The 13,510-nt window shown below is 63.1% G+C and carries 11 protein-coding genes; 9 read left to right on the top strand and 2 right to left on the bottom strand.

Going from position 1 to position 13,510, the window contains the following annotated elements; all coding sequences use genetic code 11:
• Positions 1-38: 38 nt before the first annotated feature.
• From N2602_RS23440 to N2602_RS23410, 7 genes are all read left to right on the top strand, one after another.
• Positions 39-1,643 (top strand): class I adenylate-forming enzyme family protein, encoded by a 1,605-nt coding sequence (locus N2602_RS23440; RefSeq protein WP_260379580.1) that lies wholly within the window; start codon positions 39-41, stop codon positions 1,641-1,643.
• A gap of 18 nt (positions 1,644-1,661) precedes the next feature.
• A complete protein-coding gene (locus N2602_RS23435; protein ID WP_260379579.1) occupies positions 1,662-2,399 on the top strand; it encodes an SDR family oxidoreductase in 738 nt (245 codons plus the stop codon).
• 11 nt (positions 2,400-2,410) lie between these two features.
• Positions 2,411-3,592: an acyl-CoA dehydrogenase family protein gene (locus N2602_RS23430; RefSeq protein ID WP_260379578.1), complete on the top strand. Its 1,182-nt coding sequence runs from the start codon at positions 2,411-2,413 to the stop codon at positions 3,590-3,592.
• A 22-nt stretch (positions 3,593-3,614) separates the two neighbouring features.
• Positions 3,615-4,745: an acyl-CoA dehydrogenase family protein gene (locus N2602_RS23425; protein WP_260379577.1), complete on the top strand. Its 1,131-nt coding sequence runs from the start codon at positions 3,615-3,617 to the stop codon at positions 4,743-4,745.
• 15 nt (positions 4,746-4,760) lie between these two features.
• Positions 4,761-5,948, top strand: coding sequence for an acetyl-CoA C-acyltransferase (locus tag N2602_RS23420; protein WP_260379576.1), 1,188 nt, complete (start codon positions 4,761-4,763; stop codon positions 5,946-5,948).
• Positions 5,949-5,970: 22 nt separating this feature from the next.
• A complete protein-coding gene (locus N2602_RS23415) occupies positions 5,971-6,984 on the top strand; it encodes a nitronate monooxygenase family protein (protein ID WP_260379575.1) in 1,014 nt (337 codons plus the stop codon).
• A 126-nt stretch (positions 6,985-7,110) separates the two neighbouring features.
• Positions 7,111-7,764 carry a flavin reductase family protein gene (locus N2602_RS23410; protein ID WP_260379574.1) on the top strand — a complete coding sequence of 218 codons (654 nt, stop codon included), beginning with the start codon at positions 7,111-7,113 and terminating at the stop codon, positions 7,762-7,764.
• Positions 7,765-7,883: 119 nt separating this feature from the next.
• Here N2602_RS23410 and N2602_RS23405 read toward each other — a convergent pair whose 3' ends face one another.
• Together N2602_RS23405 and N2602_RS23400 are read right to left on the bottom strand one after the other, a co-directional pair.
• A complete protein-coding gene (locus tag N2602_RS23405; RefSeq protein WP_260379573.1) occupies positions 7,884-9,086 on the bottom strand; it encodes a multidrug effflux MFS transporter in 1,203 nt (400 codons plus the stop codon).
• Between the two features lie 96 nt (positions 9,087-9,182).
• Positions 9,183-10,379, bottom strand: a complete 1,197-nt coding sequence (locus tag N2602_RS23400) for an acetyl-CoA C-acyltransferase (RefSeq protein WP_260379572.1) — start codon at positions 10,377-10,379, stop codon at positions 9,183-9,185.
• A 157-nt stretch (positions 10,380-10,536) separates the two neighbouring features.
• On the opposite strand from N2602_RS23400, the gene N2602_RS23395 reads away from it, so the two are divergent.
• On the top strand, positions 10,537-11,142 hold the full coding sequence (locus N2602_RS23395; protein ID WP_260379571.1) for a TetR/AcrR family transcriptional regulator: 606 nt from the start codon (positions 10,537-10,539) through the stop codon (positions 11,140-11,142).
• A gap of 30 nt (positions 11,143-11,172) precedes the next feature.
• Positions 11,173-13,494, top strand: coding sequence for a molybdopterin-dependent oxidoreductase (locus tag N2602_RS23390; protein WP_260379570.1), 2,322 nt, complete (start codon positions 11,173-11,175; stop codon positions 13,492-13,494).
• The last annotated feature ends 16 nt before the right edge of the window (positions 13,495-13,510 follow it).

The following is a 13,510-nucleotide window of genomic DNA, read 5'->3' as shown; positions in this document are numbered from 1 at the left end:
GCATTGCAACGTCGGCATGGTCGGTCGGGAGGTCAGTCGTGGCGGAGCTTTCAGAGACGATCAGTGTCGACGAGATTGCTGTCGGCTTGCCGAGCCGAATCCATGAAGTCACGGCAGGGCCGGTTGCCAGGGCGCCCGACCGGATTGCGCTGGTCGAGGACGGAGCTTCCTGGAGCTATCGAGATCTGGAGCAGCGCGTTGGCGAGATCGCCACCATGCTCTCATCGCTGGGAATCAGGGCCGGTGATCGGATGATCATTGTCAGCGAGAACTGTATTGCGCTTGCCGCTTTGTTGCTGGCGGCAAGCCGGCTCGACGCCTGGGCGATTGTCGCCAATCCGCGTTTGTCGGCGCGCGAACTGGACCAGATCCGCGACCACAGCGGCGCCCGACGGACGTTCTTCACGTCGGGTATTTCGAAGGAAGCCGCTGCCCACGCCTCCCGCTACCGCGCCGAGAGCCAGCGAATTGGCGCGCTGCCGGAAATTGGTGTTGGCCCGCTCAACGAAAGCGCGGTAGTCCAGCCGGTGGAGGCCGATCCAGCAAGGCAAGTCGCGGTCTTGATCTATACGTCAGGGACGACGGGGACTCCCAAGGGCGTGATGCTCTCCCATGACAACCTTCTGATCAGCGCAAAGACCACCGCCTATTTCCGCAGGATGAACGAGAACGACAAGATCTATCTTGTGTTGCCGATCTCGCATATCGTCGGCATCTCGCTCCTGATCATGACGCTCATGGTCGGCGGCACGTTGCGGATGGTCAGCAAATACGATCCGGCCGCCACTGCAAAGGCCATCGCGGAGGAGGGCGTCACCATCCTCAATGGCGTGCCTGCCACCTATCAGCGCCTGCTGGAGTACAAGAGCGTATCAGGCGTGGAACAGCTCGCCCGAGGCTCGTTGCGCTTGATTGCCGTCGCCGGCGCGCCGCTGGATTTGAACCTGAAAGTGCGCGTGGAGAAGGAGTTCGGGCTTCCCTTGCTCAACGGCTACGGAATCACCGAATGCTCGCCGGGAATATCTGGGGTACGTTTCGATCGGCCACGTTCGGATCAGGCTGTTGGCACGCTGCTGCCCGGTGTGGAGGCGCGGGTGCGAACCCTCGAAGGATTTCCGACGGCAGCAGGCGAAGTCGGCGAGCTGCATGTTCGCGGGCGCAACGTGATGCTGGGGTACTATCGTGCGCCCGAGCTTACTGCGAAGGTGATTGACAGCGAGGGCTGGTTCAATACCGGCGATCTCGCGCGTTTCGACGGCGAGTGTCTGTACATTGTCGGCCGCACCAAGGAAATGATCATCCGCTCCGGCTTCAACGTCTATCCCGCGGAGGTCGAAGCGGTCCTCAGTTCACACAAGGACGTCGTGCAATCCGCCGTCGTCGGTCGTGCCGCAGACGGCAATGAGGAGATCGTGGCCTTTGTGCAATTGCTGCCGGGATCCCGCACGACACCAGAGACACTGATGCATTTCGTTCGATCTCAGCTTACTTCTTACAAACGACCGTCCGAAATCGTCATCCTTGATGCCTTGCCGGCGACCTCGACCGGCAAGATACTCAAACACAAGCTCGCGGAGTCCTTGCGCGAAGGTGGCGCAATCTCTCCGGTGCAGGCGCCCGAATTTCGCAGGCAACAGATCTAACTTTACTGGGAGGACATCTTGCAAAAGAGAAACGCAACCGCGGCCGTGATAGGAGCGGGTGACTTCATCGGCGGCGAGATCGCCAAGAAATTCGCAGCAGAAGGCTTTACGGTCTTCGCCGGCCGCCGCAACGGCGATAAGCTGGCGCCGCTGGTCAAGGAGATCGAGGACGCCGGCGGCGAGATCCACGCGCGCTCGCTGGATGCACGCAAAGAGGAGGAGGTCATCTCCTTCCTCAACGATGCCGACAAGCATTCGCCGCTCGAGGTGTGCATCTTCAACATCGGCGCCAACGTCAATTTCCCGATCCTCGAGACCACCGAGCGCGTGTTCCGGAAGGTCTGGGAGATGGCCTGCTATTCCGGCTTCATCACGGGACGCGAGGCCGCGCGGCTGATGCTGCCGCGCGGCGGTGGCAACATCTTCTTCACCGGCGCGACGGCATCGCTCCGCGGCGGCAGCGGCTATGCCGCCTTTGCCAGCGCGAAATTCGGTCTGCGTGCCGTGGCGCAGGCGATGGCGCGTGAACTTGGCCCGAAGAACATCCACGTCGCCCATCTCATCATCGATTCCGGCGTCGACACGGAATGGGTGCGGCAGCGCCGGCTCGAGGCGCTCGGCCCCAATGCGCTGGACAATCCCGACCTCCTGATGCCCCCGTCGTCAGTTGCCGCGTCCTACTGGCAGCTCTACCAGCAGCCGAAGAGCGCGTGGACGTTCGAGCTGGAAATCCGCCCCTTCGGCGAAAAGTGGTGAGGGGATCAGCGATGGAGCTCGCGCTGTCGCCCGAGGACGCAGCCTTCCGCGATGAAGTGCGCGCCTTCATCGCGGAGAATTATCCTGCGGAGATGCGCGTTCCCAACCCCGAGACCGATCTGACCAAGGAGCAATCGCTGCTGTGGCACCGGATCCTCTACAAGAAGGGGTGGATCGCGCCGCTGTGGCCGAAGGAGTACGGCGGCCCGGGCTGGTCGATCACGCAGCGCTTCATCTTCGAGCAGGAAACCTCGCGCGCCGGCACGCTGCCGCCGCTCGCCTTCAGCGTCACCATGGTCGGGCCGGTGATCTACACGTTCGGCAACGAGGCGCAGAAGAAGAAGTTTCTGCCGCGGATTCTATCCGGTGAGGATTGGTGGTGTCAGGGTTATTCGGAGCCGGGCTCGGGCTCGGACCTCGCGACCGTCAGAACGAAGGCGGTGCGCGATGGCGACCACTACATCGTCAACGGCCACAAGACCTGGACCACGCTGGCGCAGCATGCCGACTGGATATTCTGCCTGGTGCGCACCGATCCGAGCGCGAAGCCGCAATCCGGCATCTCCTTCCTGCTGATCGACATGAAGTCGCCCGGCGTCACGGTGCGGCCGATCATCACGATCGATGGCAGCCACGAGGTCAACGACGTCTTCCTCGAAAACGTCCGCGTGCCCGTCGAGAACCTGGTCGGCGAGGAGAACAAGGGCTGGACCTACGCCAAGTTCCTGCTCGGCAACGAACGCACCAGCATGGCCGGCATCGGCCGCTCCACCCGCTACATCAACAAGCTGAAGCAGATCGTGAAGGCCGAGATCCCGACTGAGGATCCCGCGCATCTCGAATTCCTGCGGGACATTGCCCGCATCGAGCTCGACGTGCTGGCGCTGGAGGCGACGGAGCTGCGCGTCGTTGCCCAGATGGCGCGCGGCATAGACCCGGGACCTGCGGCCTCGCTGTTCAAGATCCGCGGCACCGAGATATTTCAGAACATCACCGAGCTCACCCACCGCGCGATCGGCAATTACGGGCTTGCTATTCGCGAGCATCCGGTCAGCGCCAACCGTTTCATGCCGGGCCCCGATTACGGTCACACCGCGTCGGAGAAATATCTCAACGCGCGCAAGCTCAGCATCTATGGCGGATCCAACGAGATCCAGCGCAACATCATCGCCAAAGCCGTGCTCGGGCTCTAGCCAGGCGGATCGGGAGGATCGGATGGATATTCAGTTCACGGAAGAGCAGGAACTGCTGCGCTCCAGCGTCCAGCGCCTGCTGCGCGACCAGTACGATTTCGAGGCGCGGCGCAAGATTGTGGCCAGCGAGGAAGGCTTCAGCCGGAAGCAATGGGACGCTTTCGCCGAACTCGGCCTGCTGGCCGCGCCGTTCTCCGAGGGCGCCGGCGGTCTCGGCGGCGGTCCGCTCGCGACCATGATCGTCATGCATGAGTTCGGCCGCCACCTCGTGGTCGAGCCGTTCGTGGAGACGGTGGTGCTGGCCGGCGGATTGATCGAGCATGTGGGCACGCCGGAGCAGCAGCAAAGCCTCATCCCTGACATCATCAATGGCTCGAAGATCTGGACGCTGGCCTGGACGGAGAAGGCATCGCGTTTCGATCTGGCCAATGTCACGACGAGAGCGCGGCGCGAGGGGAGCGACTACGTCCTGAACGGCGCGAAGTCCATGGTGGTCGCAGCGCCCTGGGCGGACTATCTGATCGTCTCGGCGCGGACGTCGGGCGATGATCGTGACCGCGGCGGCGTCAGCCTGTTCGTGGTCGATCGCCGCGCGACCGGCGTCGATCTCCAGAGCTTCAAGACCATCGACGGGCGCCGGGCCGCGGAAGTCAGCCTGCGCGATGTCCGCGGGCAATTCCTGGGCGCGGAAGGCGAGGGCGTTGCCGCGCTGGAAGCCTGCCGCGACCGTGCCATCGGCGCGCTCTGCGCGGAAGCCGTCGGCGCCATCGGCGAGCTGAATTCGGCGACGCTGGAATATTCGAAGACGCGGAAGCAGTTCGGCACCACCATCGGCTCCTTCCAGGTGTTGCAGCATCGGATGGTCGACATGTTCATCGCCCATCAGGAGGCGCTCTCCCTGATGCAGCATCTCAGCCTCAGCCTCTGCGGCGGCGACGCGGGCCTGTCGCGGCTCGCTTCCGGCGCCAAGTCGAAGATCGGTTATGCCGGCAAGTTCGTTGCCGATCAGGCGGTGCAGCTTCACGGCGGCATGGGAATGACCGACGAGCTCAACGTCGGGCACTATTTCAAGCGTATCTCCTCCATCAACATCCAGTTCGGCGATCCCGCGTTCCACGTGCTGCGCTACGCGCAGCTGGACGCGGCCGCGTAAAGAGAAGAGGCCAACATGACGACTGAAGCAGTCATCGTTTCCACCGCCCGGACGGCTGTCGGCAAAGCCTACCGTGGCGCGCTCAACAATACGGAAGGCCCCACCATGGCCGGGCACGTGATGGCCGAGGCGGTGAAGCGCGCCGGCATCGAGCCGGGCGAAGTCGAAGACGTCGTGATGGGTTGCGCGATGCAGCAAGGCACCATGGTGATGAACGTGGCGCGCAAGGGCGCGATCCGTGCCGGCTTGCCGGTGACGGTCGCCGGCACCACCATCGACCGGCAATGTGCGTCCGGCCTGCAGGCCATCGCGGTCGCTGCGCGCTCAGTGATGCTTGATGGCGTCGAGGTCGCGATCGGCGGCGGCATCGAGTCGATCAGCCTCGTGCAGAACGAGCACATGAACAAATTTCACGCCGTCGACGACGAGCTGATGGCGATGAAACCCGAAATGTACATGTCGATGCTCGATACGGCCGAGGTCGTTGCCGAGCGCTACAAGATCGGCCGCGACAAGCAGGACGAATACAGCCTCGATTGCCAACGCCGCGTCGGCGCTGCGTTGCAGGCCGGCCGCTTCAACGAGGAGATCGTGCCGTTCACGACCAGGATGGCGGTGATCAACAAGGACACCAAGGAGGTCACCTACGAGCAGGTGACGCTCACAAAGGACGAAGGGCCACGTCCCGAAACCACCGCCGAAGGCCTAGCCAAGATCAAGCCGGTGTTCGAGGGCAAGACGATCAGCGCTGGCAATGCCAGCCAGCTGTCCGACGGTGCCTCGGCCTGCGTGATCATGAGCGACAAGATTGCTGCGAGAAAGGGGCTGAAGCCGCTCGGCATCTTCCGCGGTTTTGTCGCCGCCGGCGTCGAACCGGACGAGATGGGCGTCGGCCCGGTCGCCGCGATCCCGCGCCTGCTCAAGCGCCATAACCTCAAGATCGACGACATCGATCTGTGGGAGCTGAATGAGGCTTACGCGGTGCAGGTGATCTACTGCCGCGACAAGCTCGGCATCGACCCGGACAAGCTCAACGTCAACGGCGGCTCGATCGCGATCGGCCATCCCTACGGCATGACGGGAGCGCGGCTTACCGGGCACCTGTTAATCGAGGGGCGCCGGCGCAAGGCGAAGTACGGCGTCGTGACCATGTGTATCGGCGGCGGCATGGGTGCAGCCGGCCTGTTCGAAATCATCCACTGAGCGGCAACGCGGGAGATCATTCGTGAAGACAGCGATTACTGAACTGTTCGGCATCGAGCACCCGATCATCCAGGGCGGAATGCATTATGTCGGCTTCGCCGAAATGGCGGCGGCGGTCTCCAATGCGGGCGGGCTCGGCTTGATCACCGGCCTGACGCAGCGCACGCCGGAACTGCTGGCCAAGGAGATCGCGCGGTGCCGCGACATGACGGACAAGCCGTTCGGCGTCAACCTCACGTTCCTGCCGACCTTCAGCGCGCCGCCCTATCCGGAATACATCGCGGCCATCAGGGAGGGCGGCGTCAAGATCGTCGAAACCGCAGGTCGCAGCCCCGAACAGTACATGCCGGCGCTGAAGGCAGGCGGCATCAAGGTGATCCACAAATGCACCTCGGTCCGGCATTCGCTGAAGGCAGAGCAGATCGGCTGCGATGCGGTCAGCGTCGACGGGTTCGAGTGCGGCGGCCATCCCGGCGAGGATGACATGCCGAACATGATCCTGTTGCCGCGTGCGGCGGAGGAACTGAAGATCCCGTTCGTTGCCTCGGGCGGCATGGCGGACGCGCGCAGCCTGGTTGCGGCGCTGGCGATGGGGGCTGCGGGGATGAACATGGGCACGCGCTTCATCGCCACCAAGGAAGCGCCGGTGCACGAGAACGTCAAGAAGGCGCTGGTCGCGGCGACCGAGCTCGACACCAGGCTGGTCATGCGGGCGCTCCGCAACACCGAGCGGGTGCTGAACAACAAGGGCGTCGAGCACCTGCTCGAGATCGAGCGCGAGAAAGGCACGAGCCTCAAGATCGAGGACATCCTCGACCAGGTGGCAGGCGTCTATCCCAAGGTGATGGTCGACGGCGACATGGACGCAGGCGCCTGGAGCTGCGGCATGGTCGTCGGGCTCATTCACGACATTCCGACGGTGAAGGAACTGATCGACCGCATCATGGCGGATGCGGAAAGACTCATCCGGCAGCGCCTGACTGGCTTCCTCGGCGGCGCCGGGCAGCGGCCGGCTGCGGACCGGGCGATGGCTTAGCCGGAAGGACATACCGCTTCCGGACGTTCTGACGGAGGCTATGAGCACGCATGGTCATGCGTGCGTCGATCTTTGTTGAAGCTCGACGGCCAGATCGACGGCCCTCGGCAGCCTCGGGGGTATTTTATGGACCAGGCCGACTTCCACTACTACGAGCCTTCGAAAGGGCACGGGCTCCGGCATAATCCATTCAATGCGATTATCGCGCCGCGTCCGATCGGGTGGATTTCGTCGCGGAATGCGGCCGGTCAATTGAACCTCGCGCCGTACAGTTTCTTCAACGCGTTCCTCTACGATCCTCCGATCATCGGGTTTTCCTCGATTTCGTGGAAGGACACCGTCAAGAACGTCAGCGAGACCCGTGAGTTCGTCTGGAATCTTGTCACCATGGATCTAGGCGAGCGCATGAACGTGACAGCGACGCCGCTCGATCACGGTGTGAGCGAGTTCGAAGCAGCCGGATTGACGCCGATACCCGGACGGCACGTTGCTGTGCCGCGGGTGGGCGAGAGCAGGGCCGCCATGGAATGCAAGGTCGTCGAGGTCTCTCAGTTGGCTAATGCACGCGGTGAGAAAGTCGAAGGCTGGTTCGTGCTTGGCGAGGTTGTCGCGGTCTACATCGACAAGGCATTGATCGAGGACGGCGTCTACAACACGGCGCTTGCGCGCCCGATACTGCGTGCCGGCCGGGGTGGAGATTACCTCGAGGTCAGGACCGAGAACATGTTCGAGATGAAGCGCCCACCCGGCAGCAGCAAACCGGAATTCCACGGCACCTGATTCCGAGGAAAAGGCGCAATTGCCAAACTGGCGAAGCTTTGCCGCGTTTGCCCGATGGCGTAAGCCGGATTTCACAAAGCTGATGAGCGACTGAAAAGAAACGCGGACTCACTCGCCAATCAAGATCCCGGGCCTCGTGCGTACAGGCCAAGAGCCAGCAGCGAAAACGAGCTCATCACGACGCCCAACGCGAACATTGCTTCCGGTGACACTGTGGCAGCAAGCCATACGCCGATCGCGGCGATCATCATCTGCAAGAAACCGAGCAGCGCCGAGGCGGCGCCGGCCTTCTCGCCGAATGGAGAGAGCGCCCGCGCAGTGGCCAGTGGACTGACAACACCCATGCCGAGAAGAAAAACGCACATCGCGCCCAAAAACGGCAGGAAGGTCGGGCTGATCATCGAGATGAGCAGGATCGCAAGGCTGCTGGCCGTTGTCGCGCACAAACCTGCCCGGATCGGGCCGTCGAGCCCGTAGCGCGGTGCCAATCTCGTTGCGAGCATACCGGCGGCGAATACGATGAAGACGGTCCCGGCGAAAAAGAGGCCTAGCTGGATCGGCGTGAAGTGCAGCGCCTCGATGAACAGGCGCGGTGCGGCGGAAAACATCGAGAACAAGCCGCCCATAGTGAGGCTCGAGGCGGCCGCTGGCGTAGCGAAGCGGCGGTCGCCAATCAGGCCGGCGTAGGTCCTGCCGATGACAGCTGGATTGAGCGGCGTGCGGATCGAATGATGGGTTTCGCCGAGAACGATGCTGTAGGCAACGGCGCTGACGGCGGCGAATATCGCGACCAGCGCGAATTCGGCGCGCCAGCCCAGGCTGTGGTCGAGGGCGCCGCCAAGCAGCGGCGAGAACCCGGGCGCCGCGGACATCACGATCATGATGAGCGCCATCGCCCGTGCCAGTGCCGCGCCACTGAACATGTCGCGGGCAATGGCGCGAGACAGCACTGATGTCGCGCAGGCACCTGTTGCCTGCACGACGCGGCCGGCCAGGAGATTAGGCAGGTCGGTCGCCAGACCGCACCAAACGCTGCCGGCGAAGAACACTGCAAATCCGATCAGGACCGGCCAACGTCTTCCGTAGCGATCCGAAAGCGGTCCGACCAGGAGCTGGCCCAATCCGAACACCGCAAGAAAGACGGTGATAGCGGACGTGACCGCCGCACTCGTGACATTCAATGAGATCGCGATCTGCGGCAAGGACGGCAGCAGAATGTTCGTCGCGAGCGTTCCCATCGCGGCCAGGACGGAAAGGACGGCGATGGGCAGGGCGCTGGAGGTGGGAATGTCCCGCGGCGCGGTGTTGATCAGGTCAGCCATGGGACCTTTCGTGTGATAGGGATAGGGAGATTAGGACGGCGAGTGATGCGGTTCGCGCCGCTCGCCCAGTCCGCTCTTGTCCGCCCAGGCGTGTTGTCAGCGGACGACACGCTCGATCGCGATGGCGGTAGCTTCGCCGCCGCCGATGCAGAGCGAGGCGACGCCGCGCTTGAGGTTCCGCGTCTCGAGCGCGTGCAGCAACGTCACGATCAGTCGCGCGCCGGTGGCACCGATGGGATGACCGAGCGCGCAGGCGCCGCCGTTGACGTTCAGCTTCTCCCTGGGGATACCGAGGTCCTTCTGCGCCGCCATTGCTACGACCGCAAATGCCTCATTGATCTCGAACAGATCGACATCGCCAACGCTCCAGCCAACCTTGTCCAACAGCTTGCGAATAGCCGGGATCGGGGCCGTGGTGAACCATTGTGGTTCCTGGCTGTGGGTGGCATGGCCCTTGATCTCGGCGAGCACCGGGAGGCCGTCGCGATCGGCCAGCGAACGTTTCGCCAAGATGAGCGCCGCAGCGCCGTCAGCATTGGCGGATGAGGCTGCGGGCGTGATGGTGCCGTTGGCGCGGAATGCGGCTTTCAGCCCGGGGATTTTTGCGGGATCGACTTTGAGCGGATGCTCGTCGTTGGAGATGATCCGGGGGCCGGCCTTCTCAGTCAACGTAATCGGAGCGATCTCCGCCTCGAAGGCGCCGCCTTCAACCGCCTTGCGTGCGCGGGTCAAGGTCTCGATTGCATAGTCGTCCTGGTCCTTGCGGGTGAATTGATAGGCTTCCGCGGTGGCCTCGCCGAAATCGCCCATCGACCGTCCGGTCTCGTAGGCGTCTTCCAGCCCATCCATCAGCATGTGGTCAATGATGCGGTCGTGGCCTGCGCGATAGCCGCCACGCGCCTTGGCCAGCAAATAGGGCGCATTGCTCATGCTCTCCATGCCGCCAGACAGAACGATCTCGGCGGAGCCCGCATTGATGATATCGTGAGCCAGCATGGTGGCCTTCATCCCCGAGCCGCACACCTTGTTGATGGTGGTGGCCCCGGTGGCATCCGGCAATTTGGCGCCGCGCGCGGCCTGGCGTGCCGGGGCCTGGCCCTGTCCGGCCGGCAACACGTTGCCCATGAACACCTCGTCGATCCGCTCGGGCGCCAGTTTGGCTCGTTCCAGCGCCGATCCGATCACATGGGAACCGAGCTTGTGGGCACTGAGCGGTGAGAGCTCGCCCATGAAGCGGCCGAGCGGCGTACGGGCTGCGGAGAGGATGACGACGGGATCGGAAGCGGCGGCCATGGCGAATTCTCCTGTTGATCACTTCGTTATATGACGATAGTCATATAACACCGGCGACAATGCAATGAAATATTGCCGCGTTCAAAGCGGTCCAGAGGCGCTGGTGGATGGGAACGGTTCGAACAGGCGGTCACCCAGCAGCCTGCACGGAGGGGAGATGCGTTATCTAGGAGACCATAGGCGCCAGACCCACAGCCGGATCGTCGAAAATGCCTCCTACGGCTTGCGTCAAAACGGTGCAGAAGGACTTAGCGTTGTCGAGTTGATGAAGCTTGCGGGCCTGACGCACGGGGGCTTTTATAACCATTTCAAGTCGCGTGCCGCACTCGTCGGCGAGGCAATCGCGTTTGCAATGGATCAAATGGTCGAGCGGTGGAAAAGGCTGGCGAACCGGGACGCCAGCGGGGATCGCTTCGAGACGTTGATCGCCGATTATCTCAGTTCCCGTCACCGCGACAATCCCAGACATGGTTGTGCGCTTCCAGCCCTGGCCGCGGATGTTGCCCGATCGAGCCCGAGCGAGCAACGGGCGCTTGCCTCCAAGCTCGAGAAGATGATCGACATCCTGGTTGAAGTCCTTCCCGCAGATGGTCCCCAACAGGCACGCCAAATCGCGACGGGCGCCATTGCGACCATGGTTGGATCTATCGTGCTGTCGCGTGCTGTCGGCGCCGGGAAGCTTTCCGACGATATTCTCGACGCCGGACGGATGACTGCCGACGGCCGGACTCACAATCGGCAGCGCAGAACGCGAAGGCTATGAGCTGCGACAACCATAATTTGGGGGGTGCCCATGACGGCCGGCAAGTGGCTCAAGACAGCCTGCAACCTGTGTTACGTAAATTGCGGCATCGAGGTCTGGGTGAACGAGGGGCGCCTCGAGAAGGTACGAGGCGACCGTTCAAACCCGAAGTCGCAGGGCTATCTGTGCAATAAGGCGGCGCGCATTCCCTATTATGCGCATCACAGGGATCGGCTCACGACCCCGCTGCGTCGTCGCGCCGATGGCGGCTTTGATGAAATCGAGTGGGACGTCGCGATCGCGGAAATCGCACAGCGGCTGCGGCACATCGTTGACCGGCACGGCGGCAAGAGTATTGCCCTTTATGGCGGCGGCGGGCAGGGCAACCACGCTGGCGGCGCCTACGCCAGTGGTTTGTTGCGTGCGCTGGGCTCGCGCAGCGTCTTCAACGCTCTTTCGCAGGAAAAAACCGGAGACTTCTGGGTCAATGGGCACATGTTCGGCAGCCAAACCTGCCACACCTCGGAGGACGTGCATCATTGCGATCTCTTGCTTGTCATCGGGGCAAATCCCTGGATCGCGCACGGCTTCCCCAACGCGCGTGACCATCTCAATCAGATCCGCAAGGATCCCGCACGCAAGCTGATCGTCATCGACCCCCGGCGGACCGAAACCGCCGAAATGGCGGATCTGCATCTCGCGGTTCGTCCCGGTGCCGACGCATTTCTCCTTGGCGCGCTGCTGGCCACGCTCATCCGGTCCGACCGGATCGACCACGCATTCATCGAGGAGCACACGATCGGCTTCGCGGAAGTGAAGCAAGCGCTATTGAATATCCCCGTTGAGCAATGGGCGGCCGCCGCCGATATCTCGATCGCGGAGCTGGAGCGCTGCGCGGGGATGATCGCAGCCGCGAAGGCCATGGTGGTTCGGGTTGAGCTCGGCATCCAGCAAGGCGTCAACTCGACTCTCAATTCCTATCTCGAGAAGCTCCTGATCATGCTTTCCGGCAATTTCGGCCGTGAAGGCACCAATCAATTGCATAGCTGGCTTCAACCGCTTTGGGGAAATTCTCCGAACCAGACATTCGCGCCGACCGGCGACGCCATCATTGGCGGCTTGTTGCCGCCCAACATTTTCCCCGAAGCGGTTCTCAAGGACCATCCGGACCGGTTGCGCTGCGCCTGGATTGACAGCTCCAATCCCGCCAACACCGCGGCAAACACCCAGGCGGTGGAACGCGCGCTGCAATCGCTCGAATTATGCGTTGTCGTCGACGTTGCCATGACCGAAACCGCACGGCTCGCGCACTACGTCCTCCCGGCCTCCACACAATACGAAAAGACCGAATTTACTCTGTTCAACTTCGAATTTCCGACCAACTATTTTCATGTCCGCGCCGGTGTCTTGCCGCCGCTTGCCGGCACCTTGCCGGAGCCCGAGATCTACACGCGGCTTGCCGTCGCCCTGGGACTTCTGCCGGGTGACAATGTGCTCGCGCCGCTACGCGAAATAGCACGGCGCTCGCGACCTGAATTCGCCGCGGCCTTCCGCGCTTTCATCGCGGAAAGCCCTGCGGCAGTGCCTGCCTTGGTGCTTTACCATACGCTGGGGCAGACGCTTCCGGACGGTACCGCGGCCGCGGCGCCGATGTGGAGCGCGGCACTGGCTTGCGCGAAGCGATCGCCGCAAGCGGTGCGGCGGGCGATCGGTGCCTCCGACCAAGTGACGGACCAGCAGCTCGGGGATCTCCTGTTCGATACCATCGTGGCCGCCCGGCAGGGCACGGCGGTGACCCGGCACGAGTACGACGAGGTCTGGTCGCTGATCGGCCATTCGGATCGCAAGGTTCGGTTGATCGTCCCGCAGATGCTGGAATGGCTGGCGCGTCTCGATCCAGGCGCCGCGGGCGCGCCAAAAGAGTTCCCGTTCATGCTCGCGGCTGGTGGCCGTCGCATGTTCAATGCCAACCAGATCTTTCGCGATCCCGCGTGGCGTCGCGACGACCCGGACGGCGCCCTGTTGATCAATTCGAGCGATCTGAGCGAGTTGGGCGCAAAGGATGGTGACTGGGTGGCCGTCGAGTCGGTGGTCGGGCGGCTCGTCGTCCGCTGCAAGGTCGATGACGGCATGCGGAACGGCCAATTGGCGCTGCCGCACGGCTACGGTCAGGCCTACCCGACAGCCGACGGAGAGCGCCTGACCAACGGACCACGCATCAATCTGCTCACCGAGAGCGGCAACCGCGATCCCATTGCGGGTACGCCCTACCACAAGAACGTCGCGGTTCGTCTGGCCCTGGTATCCGGGCACGAAGCGGCCGCCTGTCAGTCTCAATCCGAGCGAATTCACATGAGAGCGGCCGGACAATAGCTCGAAGGGAACATCA

Source organism: Bradyrhizobium sp. NC92, from assembly GCF_025200865.1.
Classification (GTDB): domain Bacteria; phylum Pseudomonadota; class Alphaproteobacteria; order Rhizobiales; family Xanthobacteraceae; genus Bradyrhizobium.
Note: the sequence above shows the minus strand (reverse complement) of the source record. Positions and strands in the feature narration are given on the sequence as shown.